Raw genomic sequence first — 19818 nt, 5'->3', positions numbered from 1 at the left:
CAAGGTTCAGCACCTGCGGCAAATTATTAAATGTTCAGGTAATTCTTCACGGCGTCAGTGCCCTTGCTGCCGTCGAGAGCAGTCACGTCTTTCAGCCATTTATCCAGCACGGCCGGGTTGTCTTTCAGCCAGGCTTTCGCCGCAGCTGCTGGTTTTTTCTGATCGTTGAGAATGTCACCCATCAGGGTGTTTTCCATCTCCAGGCTGAATGTCAGGTTTTGCAGCAACTGGCCAACGTTCGGACAGGTTTGCAGGTAGTCTTTGCGAACATTGGTAAACACGCTGGCGCCGCCGTAGTTAGGGCCGAAGAAATCATCCCCGCCGTCCAGGTATTTCAGTTCGAAATTGTTGTTCATCGGGTGCGGCGCCCAGCCCAGGAAAACCACCCACTGATCACGGTTTACGGCACGTTTGACCTGAGAAACCATGCCTGCTTCGCTGGATTCCACCAGACGGAAGTCTTCCAGTCCGAAGGCGTTCTGGTCGATCATGTCCTGAATCAGGCGGTTGCCGTCGTTACCCGGTTCAATGCCGTAGATCCGGCCGCGGAATTTGTCTTCGAACTTCGCCAGATCGGCAAAGCTGTGCACGCCGGCATCGTAAACGTATTTCGGCACGGCCAGGGTGTATTTAGCGCCTTCGAGGTTGGCGCGAACAGTTTCAACGGTGCCATTGTCGCGGTATTTGGCAATGTCACCTTCCATGGTTGGCATCCAGTTGCCGAGGAAGATATCTATGTCACCATTGGCCATGGAAGAATATGTCACAGGTACAGACAGCAGCTGTGTTTTGGTGCTGTAACCCAGACCTTTCAGTACTTCGCTGGTCACGGCTGTGGTGGCAGTGATGTCGGTCCAGCCCACATCAGAGAAGCGCACCGTGTCGCACTGCGCAGCCATAACAGGCTGGGTACCGGCAGCAAAAAGTGTCGCAAATGCAGTGTACTTGATGGTTTTCTTGATTGTCGTCATGACGTGTCCTTTATCCATTTCGTTGCTGTTATTTAGCCTCGTGTTCGGCTGAGGCGTGAGTGGCAGGCCCGCCTGCTGACTGAAAACAGGCATGCAGTGGCCCTGTGGTGGTGGGTTTCACCACCACTAAAAGGTGCTGTTGTTCAACGTTGAGCGTTAGTTCGCGTCAGCAGCTTCAGGTTCTTTGCTGCGTTGCTGATCCTGCCAGTTGTCCGCAATCCAGACCGGCACATGCGCCGCGGGCAGGGCAGGTTTGCCCAGAATCTTATCGGCGGCTTTTTCTGCCACCATGATGGTTGGCGCGTTGAGGTTGCCGTTGGGAATAGTTGGGAAGACAGAGGAGTCGACCACTCGCAAACTGTCGATGCCACGCACCTGGCAGTCACTGTTCAATACCGCCATGGCATCCTCATCGCTGCCCATTTTGCAGGTGCAGGACGGGTGATAGGCACTTTCGACATTTTCACGAACCCAGGCATCAATGGCTTCATCACTCTGGATATTTTCGCCAGGCTGGATCTCCTGTCCTCGGTACGCCGACATTGCCGGTTGGGTCAGAATTTCACGGGTCAGGCGGATAGTATCGCGCCAGTCTTGCTTGTCCTGCTCGGTACTGATGTAGTTGAACTCAATACCCGGCTTGGCTTTCGGATCAGCCGATGTCACCCAGATCCGGCCGCGGCTCTCTGGCTTGTTCGGGCCGACATGGACCTGAAAACCGTGACCGTCGAAAGCGGCCTGACCGTCGTAACGCATCGCGGCTGGCAGGAAGTGGTACTGCACATTGGGCCATTTCAGACCGGCCCGCGAGCGGATGAAGGCGCAGGACTCAAAGTGGTTGGTGGCACCCAGTCCGTCTTTGAACAGGATCCAGCGGGTGCCGATCATCCCTTTGCTGATCAGGCCCAGCTTGCTGTTCAGGGTCACCGGCTCTTTACATGCGTACTGGAAATAGACTTCCAGGTGATCCTGCAGGTTTTCACCCACGCCCGGCAGGTCGTGTTTCACCTCAATACCAGCCTCTTCCAGCACGGCTTTCGGACCAATGCCCGACAGCTGCAGCAATTGCGGTGAGCCGACCGAACCGGCCGACAGAATCACTTCTTTTCTCGCCGTCGCTGTTTGCACCATACCGCTGCGTTCAAACTCAATACCGGTGGCTGTTTTGCCTTCCAGTACCACTTTGCGGCTTAACACACCCGTCAGTACGGTCAGATTGCCGCGTTTCATTGCCCGGCGCAGGTAAGCGTTCGAGGTAGAGGCCCGCACCCCCTGATCCACCGTCATGTGCATAGGGCCGAAACCTTCCTGCTGATAACCGTTGTAATCGTCCGTTGCCGGATAACCTGCCTGCTGACCGGCATCAATAAAGGCCTGATACAACGGATTGAGCGCCATATCATTACCGTTACAGGTGGCGACCGGGCCGTCTCCGCCGCGGTAGGCATCTTCACCGTCTTTCCATTTTTCAGCACGGCGGAAGTAGGGCAGACACTCACGGTAGCTCCAGCCTGCCGCGCCGTGTGCTTCCCATTCGTCGAAGTCGCAGGCGTGACCACGGACATACACCATGCCGTTGATCGATGAGCTGCCACCCAGCACTTTACCGCGCGGGCAGTGCAGCTGACGGCCATCCAGGCCAAATTCCGGCTGAGTCTCGAACTGCCAGGCATATTTATCGCTGTTCATCGGGTACGACAGCGCCGTTGGCATCTGAATAAAAATACTCTTGTCGCTGCCACCGGCTTCCAGCAGCAGCACCTGATGCTTGCCGCTTTCGGTCAGGCGGTCTGCCAGCACACAACCTGCTGAACCGGCACCGACAATGATGTAATCAAATTCTTGCTTCATGGCGTTCCCTTTACGTCTGTTCACTTTGGCTTGGCGTGTTTTTTCCACATACGTGGTTACTGGTAAGGGCATTCAAGATCACCCAGTTCAATCAGCACACTCTTGGTCTGGGTGTAATGATTCAGGGTGTCCGGACCGTTTTCGCGCCCGACACCAGAGTGCTTGTAACCGCCGACCGGCATTTCTGCCGGAGAACCGCCCCAGGTGTTGATCCAGCAGATACCGGCTTCAATGCGAGCGATCAGACGATGAGCGCGCGACAGATTCTGGGTAAAAATACCGGCTGCCAGGCCATAATCTGTATCGTTGGCACGGCGAATCACTTCGTCTTCATCACTGAAACGCAGCACAGACATTACAGGGCCAAAAATTTCTTCTTTGACCTGGGGCATGTCGTCGGTGCAGTCGGCGAAGATCGTCGGTGCAACAAAGTTACCTTTGTCCAGACCATTTGCTGTGACGCGTTCACCCCCCGCCAGCAGGCGGGCGCCGGACTGCTTGCCAGCTTCAATAAAGCCCAGCACTTTTTCCAGATGATCAGCAGAAATCAGGGCGCCAATCTGGGTATTGATATCGCTCGGGTCGCCGATTTTCAGCTTGGCGGTGCGCGCTGCCAGACGAGTCAGGAACTCGTCGTAAACCGCATCGTGAACAAACACTCGGGTGCCGTGCGTACACACTTCGCCCTGGGTGTAGAAGTTCGCCATCATGGCGGCTGACACAGCGTTATCCAGTTGGGCATCGTCAAACACGATCAGCGGTGATTTACCACCCAGTTCCATAGTGACGTCTTTCAGGGTGCCGGCGGCATCGGCCATGACTTTTTTGCCCGTGCCACATTCACCGGTGAAGGACACTTTGGCGATTTCCGGGTGGCGTGACAGCATCTGGCCGACGCGATAATCACCCTGAACCACGTTGAACACACCGTCAGGGACACCGGCCAGGGTATAGATTTCAGCCAGCTTGAGTGCCGTCAGCGGGGTTTCTTCAGACGGCTTGAAAATCATGGCGTTACCTGCCGCCAGCGCAGGGGCAGACTTCCACATAGCAATCTGGATGGGATAGTTCCAGGCACCGATACCGGCACAAATGCCCAGCGGTTCGCGCCGGGTATAGAAGAACTGGCCGTGACCGAGATCCTGCTGCTGTCCGGCTAAGCTGGCTGCCAGACCGGCGTAGTATTCGATCACATCGGCACCTGTCGCAATATCAACTTCCAGCGCTTCCTGCAACGGTTTACCTGTGTCCTGAACTTCCAGTGCCGCCAGTTCGTCGTTACGTTCACGCAGCAGCGCGACCGCTTTCATCAGAATACGACCCCGTTCGGCACCACTCATGGCAGACCACTTGGCAAAGCCAGCTTTGGCAGATTCAATTGCACGCGCCATATCGGCTTCAGAGGCCTGGCCGATTTCAGCGATCACTTCACCGGTGGCCGGATTTCGGGTTGTGAAGTGTTCACCAGAAGTGGCTTGAATGGCTTGGCCGTGAATGTACAGGGATGTCTTGGTCATACTGTTTCTCTGCTCCTGAGTCGTGACTGATGGGGTTGCATCAGTCCCGAACAATGATGAGTGTCTGCTTGCTGGCACACTGTGATTAAAGATACGGTGCCAGTTGCTTTTCGAGGTAATCGGTAATAATGGACTGCGCCTGAGTCGGGCTGATACCGCCCGGTGTTAATGCTCCCCGCAACCAGATACCGTCAATCAATGCTGCTGTGCCCTGGGCGACAAACAAGGCTTTGTCAGCAGGCAGCACTTGCTTTAATTCATGGCGAAGGTGAGACAGCAGGCGCTTTTCGTTAACCCGCTGCAGGCGGTGAAGTTGCGGGTCGTGCATGGCCTGCGCCCAGAAGGACAGCCAGGTTTTGACGACTTTGTTGTCGACCTGATAGCTGTCGAAATTACCGGCGACAATGGCTTTGATCCGGCCCGGGACATCTTTCTTGTCAACGCTCGCCAGGTGTTCCATCACAGTATGCGAAAGCTGGCGCAGTACCGAACGCATGGTTTCTTCCAGCAGACCGTGTTTACCGCCAAAGTAGTGGTTGATGATACCCGGTGACACACCGGCTTTTCTGCTGATCAGTGCCACACTGGCCCCTGCCAGCCCCACTTCATCTATGGCTGCCATAGTGGCTTCCACCAGTTGTGGTTTTCGGATTTCCGGCATTCCTACTTTGGGCATGATCAGTCACCAATATTTTTAATTGAACGATTAATTAAAAATAAAATGACACATCGAATGATCTAAGTCAAAAAAATGTTTAGTGTTGTAATGTTTAGTTGTGTGATTATTTTGAAGGGTTGCTTGCTTGTGGGTGACTGTAAGAATGAAGGTTTCTGGCTGTTATGCAGTAAAACGGACACTTGAAAGATTGTCCGTTTTGTTCTGTTTTAAGGGTGAAATATGAGCAGAAATAGCCTTAAATTATTAGACTTCTGAGTTATGTGGTTGCCATGGCAGCCTGCCAGAACTCAGCGGTTTTGAACCGCTGTGACGAGAAATTGAATATCATGCATTGGAAACCTCCAGTAGCGAACCTTGGCCGATGAGCCAATGGTGGTGAAGACCGCAGATGTTGTTGAGAGGATTGTGGTGAATAATCCGCTGTATCTGGTTGGGGGGCACAGGCTGCGATGGTATTCAGGATTTTCTGTTCCATTTCTTCGCCAAGATGGGTGGTTGCTTCATCCAGGATCAGGATTGGCTTGCCTGTCCCGTCTGAGAAAGAAAAGCACTTGGACAGCATTGTCAAAAAAGTGATGTCTGACTGCAAAATACTTCAAGTACCGCGAAAACTACGGGACTTTGCGTCTTACTATTCAGAAACCCTTCCGCCATCTCAACTGCTACTGTTTTCATTAGGCGGGACCTACACCGCCAGATCCTCGATGAATAACAACAAATGCAGTGGTTAGGCAGAGGTGTAACCATGAAGTACTCACATGTCTTTTTGCTGGCTGTGGCAATAACAGCACTCGCGGGATGTAATGATGATGATGAACCGACAAGCGGGGATAACTCACCCTCTGTTGTGGCTCCCGGTGACTCAGGCGGCGACGGTACACCTGGCAGTCCTGATGATGGCCCGGGCGATGGCCAGTCTCCGGGCGATGGTGATCCTGATCCGGAACCCAGGGTGGATATCGATGGACTGCCATTACCCGATACCCAGTCCAGCCCGGATTATGAAACGTATGTGGCTGGCCAGCCTGGTTACTACACCAGTTTGTCCAGTACCGAATTTAATAACATTCGCTTTACCAGCGTGGCGACGGAAGACAATACGCCCAATGATAACGAATTGAACAATCCGGTAGCGAAACTGGGTCGGATTCTGTTTTATGATGTCCGTTTATCGGCCAATAACACTGTCTCATGTGCTTCCTGCCATCAACAGGAGCATGGTTTCACCGACCCGGCGCAACTGAGCACAGGGTTTGATGGCGGGCACACAGGGCGCCATTCTATGGGGCTGACCAATTCCCGCTATTACGATCCCGGCCGTTTCTTCTGGGATGAACGGGCTGCAACGCTTGAGGAACAGTCGGTAATGCCGATTCAGGATCCGGTAGAGATGGGCATGAACTTGTTTGATCTCGAAACCAAGCTGGGGCAGACCAGTTTTTATGGTCAGTTGTTTACCGAGGCTTTCGGCGATGAAGCCATCACCAGCCAGCGGATAGCCCTTGCGATGTCCCAGTTTATGCGGGCCATGGTGAGTTATGAGTCCAGGTTTGATCAGGCGGTTCAGGCAGAACTGAATAATGATCCAACGCCTGTGCTATCTGCTCAGGAACTCAGAGGGCTGGACTTGTTTGATTCTCTGAACTGCATTGATTGCCACACTACCACCGCCTTTGTGCTGGACAGAAATCACAACAATGGCTCAGTCAGCAATAATGACCCGGATCAGGGCGTAGGCGGCAATCTGGCCGGATTCTTCAAAACGGGATCCCTGCGCAATATCTCCGTTGGTGCCCCCTACTTCCACGATGGGCACTTGCCTGATTTGATGTCAGTGATTGAGTTCTACAACAGCGGTATCAATAACCACGCTAACCTCAGCCCCGATTTGAGAGACCGCACCGGACGACCCGTCAGAATGGGATTAAGCCAGGCGGACAAAGAAGCGCTGGTGGCTTTCCTTGAAACCCTGACCGATGACAGCTTCCTGAGTAATCCTATATTCAGTGATCCTTTCCCGCCAGAGGAAGCAGAGGAAAACAATCAATCGGGACCTTGATGTTTATCATTTCATGGGAATAAAGTTTAACTGAGAGTGATCTCCGAAATTTGCTTCATATTAAGCGGCTTACTTGAGAGAAGGCGGTTTGTCGTAGCAATATCTTTGTTACCTAAAAGATTGTGAATGACTTTTTTATCGACCTGATATTTAAGTTTGAGTGCTAATGTTCGTCGGCCAGAATCAATACTTGGAGATTGGATTCCTGCATCTTTAAGAATCACTTTGATTAATTGATTCAATGTCGGACAACTGAGGCTGATATGACCACGGCTCGTCTTTCGTGCAGATAGTTGAAAAGTGGTGCCGTTCGAACGAAGGAAGAAGGGCGCAGTAGGAGAAAAACAGCGGAAACAATTTCTATGATAGCCGTCTTTACGACGATTATTTACATAATTGACAATAAGTGTTTTGAGTTTTGGGTTTGTCAGGTAAATTTCTCGCTCAGCATTGCCTCTGACGATCATCTTCTCATGGATTTGGCCGGAAATTTCAATAATGTCTTGTACTTGAATTTGACAAATTTCGATAGTTCTCATTCCTGTACTTAAAAAGAACCCCATGAGGCATTGTGCCAAGGCTGGCTCATTGGAATGGCTTGCTGAGAGAAAAATTGCCTCAGTATTGGTGAGTTCAAGAGGGAGAGGCATCGCGTTTACACTCCTTATAATTACTATTGTTGGGTAGGAAAAATGATTGTTAAAAACAGGATGCCTGACCCTGTTTTAAGTCAGATTTACGGGGCATGCTAATAGGTTTGTCGCCGGGTTTCTGTCAGCCTGAATCGTGAGGAATAAAAGCTTGGCTCCCCATAGCCGGTATTTGCTGATGGATTTACACTACCACCATGAATATCAGTGAAGACTTCAGATTGACTCAGGAAATAGCTCCCTGAAAAGTTCACAGAAAGAATCGCTCCAATATCTGCAGCCATGTCAGTCATACTTTTCTCAATGTAAGGATCAGATGTGTAGAGCCCAACAGACAGGCATCCTGTCGTGGAAGCGAGAGCGCGGATACCTGTGTTTGCTTCAACTAATGTTTTTCCGAGTGCGATGAGCGTGATGGGGCCATCCGGAGGAAGCTTGGCTTGCTCCAGAGCAAGCTCTGTCGAAATCAATGCTGGGCTCCATATCTGTGCGTGATGATAAACCGGATGTGACATCCGACGTGCCTGACGTATAACTCTGCCGAATTCACCGTTGTTCGCTTTCGACAGTGCCGTTTCGCCATCATGGATGACAAGTGCGCCGAGAATATCTCCAGGCGTATCGGCTTGCTGTAGAATGATATCCATCATCTCGGAAAGATCTTGAATAAACGTTTCAGGAGGATGTTTTCCTTCAGGTGTCTGGATGCCGTCTGAGGGTATCCAGAGTACTCGTGGTGAAGTACATAACTGGGCTGAATATGAGCAAAGACCAAATGCAATATTGCGCAACATGCCTTTGTAATTGTTTGAAGAATGTAGAATTACGGGAGTAATTCCACTTTTTTGAAGAAATAACCGGGCATGTCTGGCATTCACTTCAAGCCACTGCCCCATATTTTCTCGCCCGGTGTAATCAATAATTCTTACCTCTGGGTTCATTGCCAACTCTTTAGCTATTTTGGCTTGCTGGCTGTCCGGTGTCAGGGTAATGATTGAAATGGGCAAACCGACTTCAGATAAAACTTCTCGCAGAATCTTTACGGTCAGAGCAAGTGGTAAAATAGCATCCGGGTGCGGTTTTACCAGAACCGGGTTGCCTGCCATCAAGGAAGCAAAGATTGCTGGGTAAGCATTCCAAGTGGGAACAATCCTGCCGCAGATCACTAGGCTGAGTCCGAGTGGACGAGTCATGAAGGTTCGTTGAAATCCCATCTCAGGTTCGTTACCAATATTGATCTTCCAGCAATTACTGGTTTCCAGTAGTTCCATTTCTCGAAACATGCGAGCAATAGATTCAATAGCTCGATACTGTGCATGGAGTGCATTTGCATGAAATCCCATTAAATAACTGTGGCCACTGGTATGGACTCCAGCCTCTGCGAAAATAAAACTGGCCTGATGAAGTCTGGCTACTGTTTCGAGTAATATTGCTGCCCGTTGCTTGACGGGAATATTGCCCCAAACGGATAAAGTTTCAGATGCATAGGTACACGCGACTTCTGGACGGATCACCGGATAGGCAATGTTCAGCGCAGGTCCGTAAGGTGAGCGTGTTTCAGTTACCCATTCTGAGATGTGTTCATGCATGGGGAGCTGAAAACGAGAGTTCAGCATGGATTCAAAAGAGAGCCTGCCATGTTCCTTTAGTTCTGGTAAGTAGTCTGCCAGATTATCTGAAAATGGTTGCCAGTGGATACCGTCGGCAATCGCTGCCAACGTGTCTTGAAGAAGTGAGTGGTGGGCTTGCCACCACTGATTTACGACTTCCTCTTTTAGCTTACCGGTCTCCCGGTAAGCTTTTTCATTCCTTTGAGATTGAGTCATGTATTCCCCGAACTCAGTTCATCAGTTCATCATGAAATTCTTGATGTCTCGGCATTGCAGCTGATAATTCTTCATCAAGCTCACGATCTTCTTGCGACCGAGCTTTGATTCGGAAATTTGTCGCATCCTCACCAACTGCATAACGGGTGTGGGGGTGTTCATCCGTTAAGGCTTTGTAGATGACATGTGCAAAATCTTCGGCAGTGGTCGGGCTTTGTTGAGCATGTACCGGGCTTGCCGCAAGAAACTCGTGGAATGAGCGACTGTAGATAAGTTTAAGTTGTTTCGGTGCTTGCTGGACAATGTCTTCACCGACGGCCTGAAACTTATCCCAGATAGGTGTATTGATAGCACCTGGTTGCACAATAATGACATCAATACCTGAATGATGAAGTTCGCGTCGAAGCGCATCACTAAAAGCTTCTTTTGCGAATTGGGCAATTGAATAGGCACCGAGGTAAGGTAAAGCAAGATTGCCTAAACCAGAGGTAATATTAATGACTCGCCCTTGGGTTTTCCGTAGCAAAGGCAGCACCTTCTGAGTCACGAGTAATTGACCGACGACATTCGTTTCCAACTGATTGCGAAGGTTATCAACCGGTAGCATTTCTAATGGAGATGGAACGCAGATTCCTGCGTTATTGACAACAGCCCAGAGGCGAGCTCCTTGCACAGACGAAATTTGAGAAACAGCGCACTCAATACTTTCAGCGCAAGTGACGTCCAGTTCTACATAATGCATGTTGGTATATGGTGATGGCGAAACCTTGGCTGTATCCCGTACTCCCGCAAATACGATGAATCCCTTATTTGCTAAATAATCAGCAGCCTGTGCACCCAGTCCGGTTGATGCACCAGTAACTAGGACGATTTTATCAGCGAACGTTTGGTTTAAAGTATGCGTTATCATATTACCCCCGGGTTTGTTCTGGTGTATTTGAGTTCAATTGACCCATACTGCCGGCTTTGAAAATCAGCGAGTTTTCTAAACTTCGTTTTAAGCTGGCTGATGGCGCAAATTGCAAAGAAAGATCCCTTTTCAGGCAGTGGAAAAAACGGTCATCTTGTTCTACTTCACTCAGTGTTCGAGAGGCGTTCACCAACATTTCAGCTCTCGGAATCCGAAGTGCTTCATATTGCCGTAGTGCTTGAACCGGATCTGAGTTTATGCTGAGGCTATGGCCCAGCACTGCGGCATCTTCAATGGCCATTCCTGCACCTTGCCCCAGACTGGTCAGCATTGGGTGGGCTGCATCTCCCAACAGAGTGATTCGACCTTTTCCCCAGTTTGCAGAAAATTGCCGGTCCTGAGCTGCAACGGAAATAATGTCTTCAACTGGCGTTTGAGAAATGATATCTCCAACAATTGCAGGCCAGCCATTATAAAAAGACATGATATCTTCAGTGTTACCGGTCCAGTTCCTTGCTTGTTCATTTTTCATATTGGCGGTTCCCCACCAATATACTTCGCCGTCTCCAACATCGATCAAACCGATACGCTTACCAGCCCCCCAGTAATGGCCAACATAGCCCGGTGTAATTTGCGGATGCTGATAACGGGTAATCGCTAACCAGCAAATATAATCTGCGGTTCTTACTGGTTGAGGGCCTTGAATGTATTCCCTGACAAAAGAATAAATGCCATCTGCTCCAACGAGCAGGTCGCATTGCTCAGTTCGGCCATCATCGAAGGAAATACTGACACTGTCAGTACCTTCATGGATTGCTGATACTCGGGCACCGACGTGGATACATCGTTCATCTAATTGTTGCAGCAGTGCCTGCTGCAACGCTTTTCGGGAGATACAGACACTGTCCGCACCATTGGCTGAAGAAATTTCAGGCAAAGGGAGCCTGCGGATCAACCGATCCCGGGTGCTTCTGATTTCAAAATGGCGGATGGGAGCACCGAAGTGCTCCAGATTCAGATTAATGCCTAAGGTTGACATGGCAACTGAGGCATTTGACATCACGGACAGGCCCGAACCTGCAGTTCTGAGAGCTGGTGCCTGCTCGTAAACTTCCACATTACAGCCAATTCTGCGCAGCGCAACTGCGGTGCTGAGGCCGCCGATTCCGGCTCCGATAATGATGACTTTTAATGGACGGTTCATGCTTCCTCCAGTTCATTTGCTACCAGTTTGCTGGCCGATTTTTCCATTTCACTCAAAATGACTTTCGCGACTTCTTCCACGTAAGGTTCCTCCATGATTTCCAAGTGATCGCCTGGAACATCAATGACATTCAGTTCACCGGTAGTTTTGTTTTCCCAGCCATTTTTTGGGTCACGGTATTCACTGCGGATAGCATCATGCATGGAGCGCAATACTTCCGGTAATGGGCGAGTGGCATGCAGTAAAGTCATGTCTACATCTGCGGTATATACTGCGTAGTCCGTGGCTGCTTTCCAGTTGGTTCTGTAAACCTCGAACAAACGCTGAACGACGGCCCGGGAACTTCCATGAGGAATAGCGCCTGTTGAAATCGCGTGTTCGGTGATGTATTCAAACCGTTCTTGCAGTGTGGTGATATGTTCAGGCACAAATTGCTCTGGCAGAGTGGCACCTTCATTGAGCCACAATAGTTCCCAGAAGAACCATCGCAGTAGGGCATCATCATTCGCACGACCTTGAGACTCAGTGTTCAAAGCGACAGTATCTAGGACGAACAGATCGTTGACTTCTTCGCCTTGCTCTCTGAGTTGTCGAGCCATTTCGAAAGACACAAATCCGCCATAAGACCATCCACCGATAGAATACGGGCCGTGAGGTTGAATTTCACGAATGGTTTTCAGGTAATTTTCTGCCTGTTCTTTGACGCTTGTCAGCGGAACAGAACCCGCATCCACACCATAAGCCTGCAAGGCGTAAAATGGCTGATCTTGCGGGAAATATTTCACAAGCCGCAGGTATGAAAGAACATTTCCTCCCATTGGGTGGACGAAAAATAGTGGACGTTTGTTCCCGGTCGTTCTCATTGGTACGAGCGGGCTGAACGTTGGCTGCGCATCTTTTTCCCGAACTCGGATAGCCAGTTGAGCAATCGTAGGATCACTGACAAATACAGACAGTGGAATATTAACGCCGAAATGTTTTTCAACCAGAACGACAAGACGCATTGCGGTCAGAGAGGTTCCGCCAATGTCAAACAGGTTCTGATGGACTGACAGTGAAGGAACCTTTAACAGCTCGGCTGCCATCTCACACAATGTACGTTCATAATTGTCACGGGGAGGTGTCTCTTCCACTGTTGTTGACTGGTGAAGTGACCGCATGTTTCTCAGAGCAGCATCATCTCGTTTACCGCTTGGTGTTTTGGGTAATTCTGATAGCCACTCAATCTGAGCAGGGATCATGTATTTGGGCAGTACTTCAGCTAAGTGTTGCTGAACACAAGCTTTCATTGTGTCATTGGGTTCGCCGACAAGAAATGCAGCCAAATAGTGGTCGTGATCTCCGCGTTGTTGTACTACAACGGCCACATCGCGAATCAGCTCTTCAGAATCAGGCGTATCTGCAATCGCCAGTTCAACTTCAGCTAGCTCCACCCGATAGCCACGAACCTTGATTTGTGCATCTTTTCGACCCAGGCAAATAATATTGCCATCAGTAAGCTCGACACCTAAATCACCGGTACGGTACAGCACGCTGTCATCCCCTGAAATCGCAACAAAACGTTCTGCGGTCAGAGCTTCCTGGCCGTAATAGCCAGCTGCCAATGGTGCGCCTCGCGCATAGATTTCACCGGTCTGACCCGGAGCAACTTCCTGAAGGTTGTCATTGAGAATGACAACATCACAATGCGCAATTGCTTGTCCGATTGGTGGTAGTGCTGGGAAATCTTTCGCCTCACCTGTCATGCTGTAAGAAGTAATGACATGGGTCTCAGTTGGGCCATATTGATTTTCAAGAATTCCGCCTTTTAATTGACCGATAAAAGCGCGGATATCTTCGGTAACTCTGAGTTGTTCACCAGAAGAAATTACGACTTTCAGGGCGTTTGGATACAGATTTAGTGCAACCGCAGTTTCTGAAAGCTGCTGAAGTGCAACATACGGGAGATAAATACGTTCCACCGAGAATTGTTCAATCTTACGAAGTAGCTGAACTGGATCACGGCGCTCCGCCTCGCTAATCAGGATGAGTTCCCCTCCAGACGTCAGGGTGGCAAAAATTTCCTGGAAAGATACGTCAAAGCTCAGTGGCGCATATTGAAGTGTTGAATGAACGCCTTGCCCTGTCATGCTTTTATTCTGCCAGGCAACGAGGTTTGCCAGACTTCGGTGAGGCATTGCAACACCTTTGGGCTGGCCGGTCGAACCAGAAGTAAACAGTAGGTATGCCAGTTGTGTTGGCTTGATGTTCGAATCTTCGAAAGTCGACTCGACATTACAAAGTTCTCGGACACTGATGACTTTTGACTGCTCAGCGGCAGCGGGTTGTTCTGCGGAGTCTTCGATAATCACAACAGATGGCTTCGCTTGTGTCAGCATAGCTTCAATGCGATGTGGCGGATAACTCAGGTCCAGTGGTAAACAACCTGCACCTGCTCTCATGATTCCGAGTAGAGTTGCAATCATTTGAGGCGAGCGTTCCAGAGCTACAGCAACGGGACGATTCGGTTGTGTGCCGTGAGCAGTAAGACCCGCTGCAATTTGCCCTGATTTTTTCCATAGCTGCTCATAGGTCCAATGCTGATCCTGGTAACTTAAAGCAATAGCATCAGGGTTTGAACGCATTTGATGAGCAATGTCTGACACCACTGAAGCAAAGGCCGGTGATGCCTCATCAATGGTTGCTGGCTCTAATGCACGGCTTAACGTAGCTGGCTGATTCAGATCAGATACGATGTGATTCAGGATAGCCAAGTAGGCTTTCATGTAAGTTTCTGCCTGAAGGCGGGAGAATACAGATCCATCAAAATCACAACGCAGCTGTGTGCGTTCCGTTGTGAAATCCTTCATCACATTTAAAAGAAGCTCAAAGTTAGTTTCTTCCCATGGGTCAAAAGATTCTAGTGACAAAGCATCTGTATTCAATACATCTTTGAGAACATGAAAGTGAATGTAGTTAAATGCAGTGCTGATTTTAGCACCTTCACCTGCGATGGACTGAATTGTACTGAGTGGATAGCGCCGGAATGGTGCATGATCCTGCTCAGCTTGGAATACAGTATGGATACACTCTTTCCATGTTTTTCCTTTGGCCGAAAAGCGAACAGGTAATGTATTGAGGAACAATCCCAGCATATTTTCGGAGCCATCTACATCCGGCCGCCCGTGAGTCACTAACCCGGTCGCAATGCTGTCTTGCCCAGAGATCATTTCTATCGTTAGGCAATGTGCTGCAAAATATATCGATTTTGCAGAAATATTCTCTTGTTTCACAATGTTTTTCAGGTTGTTTTCAGTTGTCTCAGGAACCCAAAGTTTCTGCGTGAAGATACCGTCTACCGGGTAGCTTTCGTACATTCTGAGGTTTGGTAACTGGGTTCTTGACTGGCCATCAAATCTGGATTTCCAGAAAGTATGGCTTTCGGCATGCTGCATGGTTGCTATTTCATCTCGGACATATAGTGCCGGAGAAGGCAGTAATTCCTCAGGGTATAGCCCATCATTCTGATACCGTGAGAAGAGTTCTTTCAGAAGATTTGCTACGCTGCCGCCATCCAAAACTGCATGATGGAAGCTAAGCACCATTTCAATAGCCTCAGCTGTCCGGAATAGACCGATGTGATAAAGCGGTGCTTGATCAAATTTGTAGTCAAACCGGGTTTTCTTACGCATATATGAACAGATCATTTGTTCGACTTCATGGGGATCGAATATGCGTAGATCGCTGATATCCAGCACGTCATCTATATTGACTTCATGACGAATCACCTGCAAGGGGGCACTGAAATCAGCCAGATTAAAGTGAGAACGCAGTGCAGGATGCTTTTGGATGACTGATGCCAGACATTGACGGAAGAGCGCAGGCTCCCAGGTTCCCTTCAATGTGTAGCGAAATACATCTTTATATGTTGCTGAGTTCCGGCTTTGCTGACTGTGGAAGATCAAGCCAAGCTGAAGCTGAGTCGCGGGGAATGCATCTTCATATTCTGTAAGGCGTGCGCGCTCTTCTTCCCGAATGAGTTCGAAAGGGCGAAGCGCCATAGAAATGGAAGTGCGTTCATTTTGATCTAAATGCTTTGCCAATGCTGCAATCGTGAGATGCTGTGAAAGTTCAGTCAGACTGGTTGGCATGCCAGCTTTTTCTAACTCGGAACGGACTTTCAGCATCAGGATTGAATCTCCGCCGAGGGCGTAGAAGTTATCATTTGTGCTGGGGGCTGGCAGCTTCAGGATGTTTTGCCAAATATTCGCTAACTGACTTTCAGTTGCTGTTTTTGGCGTTTGATGATGCTCAGCTTTATTTGCAATCGCCATCGCACTTAGTGCGCGCCGATCCGCTTTTCCGTTCGGTGTCACTGGAATATGGGAAACGGCGATAAACTTCGAAGGCACCATAAATTCTGGCAAAAAGCCTTCTAAATGTGTCCGTAGATCATTGTCTTCAAATGTTTGACCATCGGTGACGTAATAAGCACATAGATGGAAATTGTCACTTGCATTTTTTTCCGGGATGACTTCGGCTGAAGAAATGCCCTCGATCTGCGTCAGTGTGTTTTGGATTTCTCCAAGCTCAATCCGATTGCCTCGAATTTTAACTTGGTTGTCAATACGGCCTAAATATTCAATGCTGCCATCAGACATCCAGCGAGCAAGATCCCCGGTTTTGTACCAGCGCTTACCTTCATCAGAAATGAATTTTTCTGCGGTCAGTTCGGGCTTATTGTGGTACCCCCGGGCAAGACCAATGCCTCCGATTTGGAGTTCACCTGCCACACCAACAGGCTGACGCATACCATGGTGCGATATAATACGTAACTGTGTATTCTGTATTGGATAACCAATTGGCACACAATCGACTCTGTCGTTTTGCGTTTCGGGCAAGAATTCAAAATAAGAAACATCAACGGTAGCTTCAGTTGGACCATAAAGATTAATTAATGCTGGTGCCTGGTTTCCTAATGCGCTAAAAACCTGACGGAATTGATTTACGCGAGCAGGTGGTAACGCTTCACCGCTGGTAAATACGCGACGTAAACTAGATAGCTCTGAAATTAATTCAGGTTTTGCTTCAAGTATTTCCAGGAATGGCTGCAACATTGAGGGGACGAAATGAAGGGTCGTTACCTTCTGCGTTCGGATTGCGTTGATGATTTCTTTCGGATCTTTGTGTGCGCCAGGAGGCAGCAATGCAACAGATGCTCCAGTAATTGACCACCAGAATAATTCCCAAACTGAAACATCAAAGGAAATTGGTGTTTTTTGCAAAATAACGTCAGTTTCATCCAGAGGATAACGTTCTTGCATCCACTCAATTCGGTTGATTACGGAACGATGTTCGATCATGACACCTTTCGGTTGGCCGGTTGAGCCAGAGGTATAAATCATATACGCCAGACTGTCAGGGTTTAATGAGGTTTCGGCTGATGAATCAGGTGTATCGGTTAAGTTGTTTCCATTGATAATGGTAAAGTTTCCAGAAACCTTATTGATATAATCTGTGTCGGCAATGATGACATTGACACCACTGTCTTGCAGCATGAATTCAATTCGCTCTGCTGGATATCCTGGATCGATTGGTAAGTAAGCTGCGCCTGCTTTTTGCGTACCAAATATTGCAGTCAGCATATCAGGGCTTCTGTCCATTAAAATGGCGACCATATCGCCTTTACGGACTTGATGATGAACAAGTACTGAGGTCATTGCTTGAACACGATTTTGGTAGTCTTTGTACGTCAGACCAGGATGATTACCTATCGAATGGACAGCGATTGCATCTCCATTTTTTCGAGCCTGCATGTCAAATAGAGATGGCAGTGTTTCATTAGATGAAAATGAAATTTCTGGCCCTTGTTCAAAATTGAATAATTGATTTTGCTCACTTTCTGTGAAGACATTGGTGCCAGAGATTTTTTGTTCTGGTTTTTTGATCACCTCATCCACAAGCCGGCATAATGACTGTGTCATTTTTTCGAATGTGTAATCCTGATCGAAAATATCAACAGATGCACTTATATCAACAACAACATCGTCGTATTCTCCGTACGTGTTCATATGGATTGCAATAGCATCATTGTCATGTGCGATAGCGAAGTTATTGGTATTTTCTATGTTATTTTTGAACAGCTTACCGGCCGGTAAGCGATTGTATGAGACTGTGACGTCAAAACGCTTGCGGATATCAGAACCTAAAGCATTCAGTAATTGACTGAGCGGAATATGTTCATACTTCTTCAATGTTGTTGTATCTGTTTTGATTCGTGCTGCAAGATCACGGAAGGTGTCATCAGCACCTGCCGAGATCGCAAGAGGAAGCGTGTTTGCCCATTGGCCTACAGTATTAAGGCGATTTTTACGGTTATTGAAAGGTACACCGACAGTAAATTGCTCCTGATTATGCACTCTGGAAAGTAGCACTACTACAGCAGACATTACGACTTGGTAAGGCGTCATTCCTTGTCTTAAAGCATCTGTAATGTCCTGCTTCTTTAGAATATGACGGAAGCGTAATCGATCGGTTGTTGGCTCTGTTGAATGTTTGCGATTAAACAGAATGGGATCGCATTTGTTCACGATTTCTGCAAGTTCAGATGTTTGAGTACCAACAACAGCGGATGATAATTCTTTCTGGCTTGCTGTCACTGCTGAGATATATTCAGCAGTATTATCAAAACTGGTTTCTTTTTCGGTGGATTGTTGCAAGAAACGCTGAATGATTTTGTCAGCAATTAAATTAATTCCTGAACCATCACAAACAATATGATGCCCCCGAAGTAACAGACCCATTTGACCTTGTGGCAAACCGGTCAATACGGCTGCTTCAATGTACGGGCCATCTTTTAAATCAAAAACCTGTTTCGACCATGTGTCGAAACAGGATGTCATTGAGTTTCCTTCGGCATTCAGTTCCTGCAAGTGAACGTTACCCTTGGGAAGAATCTGCTGATAGAGCTCTCCACCAGCCTCAACGATACTTAACCTGCTTGTCAAATCCTGCTGAATAACATCATAAATACTCGTTTTCAGAAGCGAACTGTCAAAATTTTCCGGCAGCATTTTTGCGACTGCAAGCGTGAACTGATTACTTAGCGGGCTTTTCTGTGATTCGAAATAAATGTCCCTTTGGTAACGTGTTAAAGGGATCACCTTGTTTTCACCGTTCATTTCCTTTCCTTAGTATCAATTAATTCAATCACTTGCATTGCAATTTGTTGCAACTCAAGGCGTAAAAAGTTATAAAAACCTTTTTTATCAGGTAATTAAACTGATTGTCATAGTGAACTTATTGTTCCGTCTCACTACAGAGCGGTTTCATATGATGCTAGAAAGATGTCATCTCGTGACACTTTTTGTCAAGTGACTTTTTTCGTTTTTATACTTCTATCTCCTATTACACTTTTTATTCATGTGACATAATTAGCCTGGAAGTAAGATTTAGGGGGATTGCCCTTAATAAGGAAATGTCTATGGCTGATGAAAAGAAAATGTCTGTAGTGCAAGACATCACTGAAGAAATAGCTCCAGCGCCACTTGGGCGACGTGAAAGAAAAAAGCAACAAATGCGTGATTCTTTGATCAAGGCTGCATATGAACTTTTTGAGTCAAAAGGATTTGATGACACTCGAATTGAAGATATTACTGAACAGGTTGATGTCTCTGTCAGAACGTTTTTTCGTTACTTTTCTTCAAAGGAAGATGTCTTACTTGATTATCAGGAAGAAGAGCATAGGGAGCTTCTCTCACAACTGCAGGCCAGACCTGAACATGAGCCTGCGATAACTGCTCTGAAGCATGCAGCTGTACAGGCCGTGAGAGGGTGTGAAAATTGTGCGTACGGTTTTGATGCGGATAGGTTTATTAACTTGCAGAACCTGCTGCGCAATAATCCAGTGGTGAGAGCACATAACCTGGCAAAAGGTCAGGATAGAACGAAAGATATTACTAAGCTTTTAGCGGACAGGATGGGAAATGACCCTGATTTGGATATTCGTCCGGCCATCGCCGCTAATTCTCTTGAACTGGCTTATCACAGTGCCTATCAGCTTTGGAAAAAGAGAAAGTACTGTGATAAACCATATTCAGAACTATTATCAGAAGTTTTTACTATTATTGAGGAGGGTGTTAACTTTCCTTCGAAGAAGTCATAACAAAAAAC

Annotated in this window: 11 protein-coding genes; 2 read left to right on the top strand and 9 right to left on the bottom strand. The window is 48.1% G+C overall.

What is annotated here, in order from left to right:
• Positions 1-26: 26 nt before the first annotated feature.
• The 4 genes from Q4491_RS09285 to betI all read right to left on the bottom strand — a co-directional run bounded on the left by Q4491_RS09285 (position 27) and on the right by betI (position 5015).
• Positions 27-971 (bottom strand): choline ABC transporter substrate-binding protein, encoded by a 945-nt coding sequence (locus tag Q4491_RS09285; protein WP_237795704.1) that lies wholly within the window; start codon positions 969-971, stop codon positions 27-29.
• Between the two features lie 156 nt (positions 972-1127).
• Positions 1128-2822, bottom strand: coding sequence for a choline dehydrogenase (gene betA / locus Q4491_RS09280; protein WP_303456822.1), 1695 nt, complete (start codon positions 2820-2822; stop codon positions 1128-1130).
• A gap of 56 nt (positions 2823-2878) precedes the next feature.
• Entirely contained in the window at positions 2879-4339 is a 1461-nt protein-coding gene (gene betB, locus Q4491_RS09275) for a betaine-aldehyde dehydrogenase (RefSeq protein WP_303456819.1), read from the bottom strand.
• 85 nt (positions 4340-4424) lie between these two features.
• Positions 4425-5015 carry a transcriptional regulator BetI gene (betI, locus tag Q4491_RS09270; protein WP_192017201.1) on the bottom strand — a complete coding sequence of 197 codons (591 nt, stop codon included), beginning with the start codon at positions 5013-5015 and terminating at the stop codon, positions 4425-4427.
• A gap of 748 nt (positions 5016-5763) precedes the next feature.
• On the opposite strand from betI, the gene Q4491_RS09265 reads away from it, so the two are divergent.
• A complete protein-coding gene (locus Q4491_RS09265; RefSeq protein ID WP_237795707.1) occupies positions 5764-7077 on the top strand; it encodes a cytochrome c peroxidase in 1314 nt (437 codons plus the stop codon).
• A gap of 26 nt (positions 7078-7103) precedes the next feature.
• Here Q4491_RS09265 and Q4491_RS09260 read toward each other — a convergent pair whose 3' ends face one another.
• From Q4491_RS09260 to Q4491_RS09240, 5 genes are all read right to left on the bottom strand, one after another.
• Positions 7104-7727, bottom strand: a complete 624-nt coding sequence (locus Q4491_RS09260; RefSeq protein WP_218387011.1) for a site-specific integrase — start codon at positions 7725-7727, stop codon at positions 7104-7106.
• A 98-nt stretch (positions 7728-7825) separates the two neighbouring features.
• Entirely contained in the window at positions 7826-9553 is a 1728-nt protein-coding gene (locus Q4491_RS09255) for an aldehyde dehydrogenase family protein (protein ID WP_218387009.1), read from the bottom strand.
• Between the two features lie 13 nt (positions 9554-9566).
• Positions 9567-10463, bottom strand: a complete 897-nt coding sequence (locus Q4491_RS09250; RefSeq protein ID WP_303456805.1) for an SDR family oxidoreductase — start codon at positions 10461-10463, stop codon at positions 9567-9569.
• Between the two features lies 1 nt (position 10464).
• On the bottom strand, positions 10465-11667 hold the full coding sequence (locus tag Q4491_RS09245) for an FAD-dependent monooxygenase (RefSeq protein ID WP_303456802.1): 1203 nt from the start codon (positions 11665-11667) through the stop codon (positions 10465-10467).
• The gene (locus tag Q4491_RS09240; protein WP_303456799.1) at positions 11664-18827 is read right to left on the bottom strand and encodes a non-ribosomal peptide synthetase; all 7164 of its coding nucleotides are present in this window, start codon (positions 18825-18827) and stop codon (positions 11664-11666) included. The genes Q4491_RS09245 and Q4491_RS09240 overlap by 4 nt, the downstream gene beginning before the upstream one ends.
• A gap of 302 nt (positions 18828-19129) precedes the next feature.
• On the opposite strand from Q4491_RS09240, the gene Q4491_RS09235 reads away from it, so the two are divergent.
• Positions 19130-19810, top strand: coding sequence for a TetR/AcrR family transcriptional regulator (locus tag Q4491_RS09235; RefSeq protein WP_237795713.1), 681 nt, complete (start codon positions 19130-19132; stop codon positions 19808-19810).
• The last annotated feature ends 8 nt before the right edge of the window (positions 19811-19818 follow it).

The organism is Photobacterium sp. 2_MG-2023, from assembly GCF_030547675.1.
Taxonomy (GTDB): Bacteria; Pseudomonadota; Gammaproteobacteria; order Enterobacterales; family Vibrionaceae; genus Photobacterium; species Photobacterium arenosum.
This window is presented reverse-complemented; position numbering and strand designations above follow the sequence as displayed.

Coding starts and splice junctions, on each gene's coding strand:
- Q4491_RS09245 (WP_303456802.1), bottom strand. CDS start 11,667: ATGAACCGTCCATTAAAAGTCATCATTATCGGAGCCGGAATCGGCGGC.
- Q4491_RS09285 (WP_237795704.1), bottom strand. CDS start 971: ATGACGACAATCAAGAAAACCATCAAGTACACTGCATTTGCGACACTT.
- Q4491_RS09235 (WP_237795713.1), top strand. CDS start 19,130: ATGGCTGATGAAAAGAAAATGTCTGTAGTGCAAGACATCACTGAAGAA.
- betB (WP_303456819.1), bottom strand. CDS start 4,339: ATGACCAAGACATCCCTGTACATTCACGGCCAAGCCATTCAAGCCACT.
- Q4491_RS09255 (WP_218387009.1), bottom strand. CDS start 9,553: ATGACTCAATCTCAAAGGAATGAAAAAGCTTACCGGGAGACCGGTAAG.
- Q4491_RS09260 (WP_218387011.1), bottom strand. CDS start 7,727: ATGCCTCTCCCTCTTGAACTCACCAATACTGAGGCAATTTTTCTCTCA.
- betA (WP_303456822.1), bottom strand. CDS start 2,822: ATGAAGCAAGAATTTGATTACATCATTGTCGGTGCCGGTTCAGCAGGT.
- Q4491_RS09250 (WP_303456805.1), bottom strand. CDS start 10,463: ATGATAACGCATACTTTAAACCAAACGTTCGCTGATAAAATCGTCCTA.
- Q4491_RS09265 (WP_237795707.1), top strand. CDS start 5,764: ATGAAGTACTCACATGTCTTTTTGCTGGCTGTGGCAATAACAGCACTC.
- betI (WP_192017201.1), bottom strand. CDS start 5,015: ATGCCCAAAGTAGGAATGCCGGAAATCCGAAAACCACAACTGGTGGAA.
- Q4491_RS09240 (WP_303456799.1), bottom strand. CDS start 18,827: ATGAACGGTGAAAACAAGGTGATCCCTTTAACACGTTACCAAAGGGAC.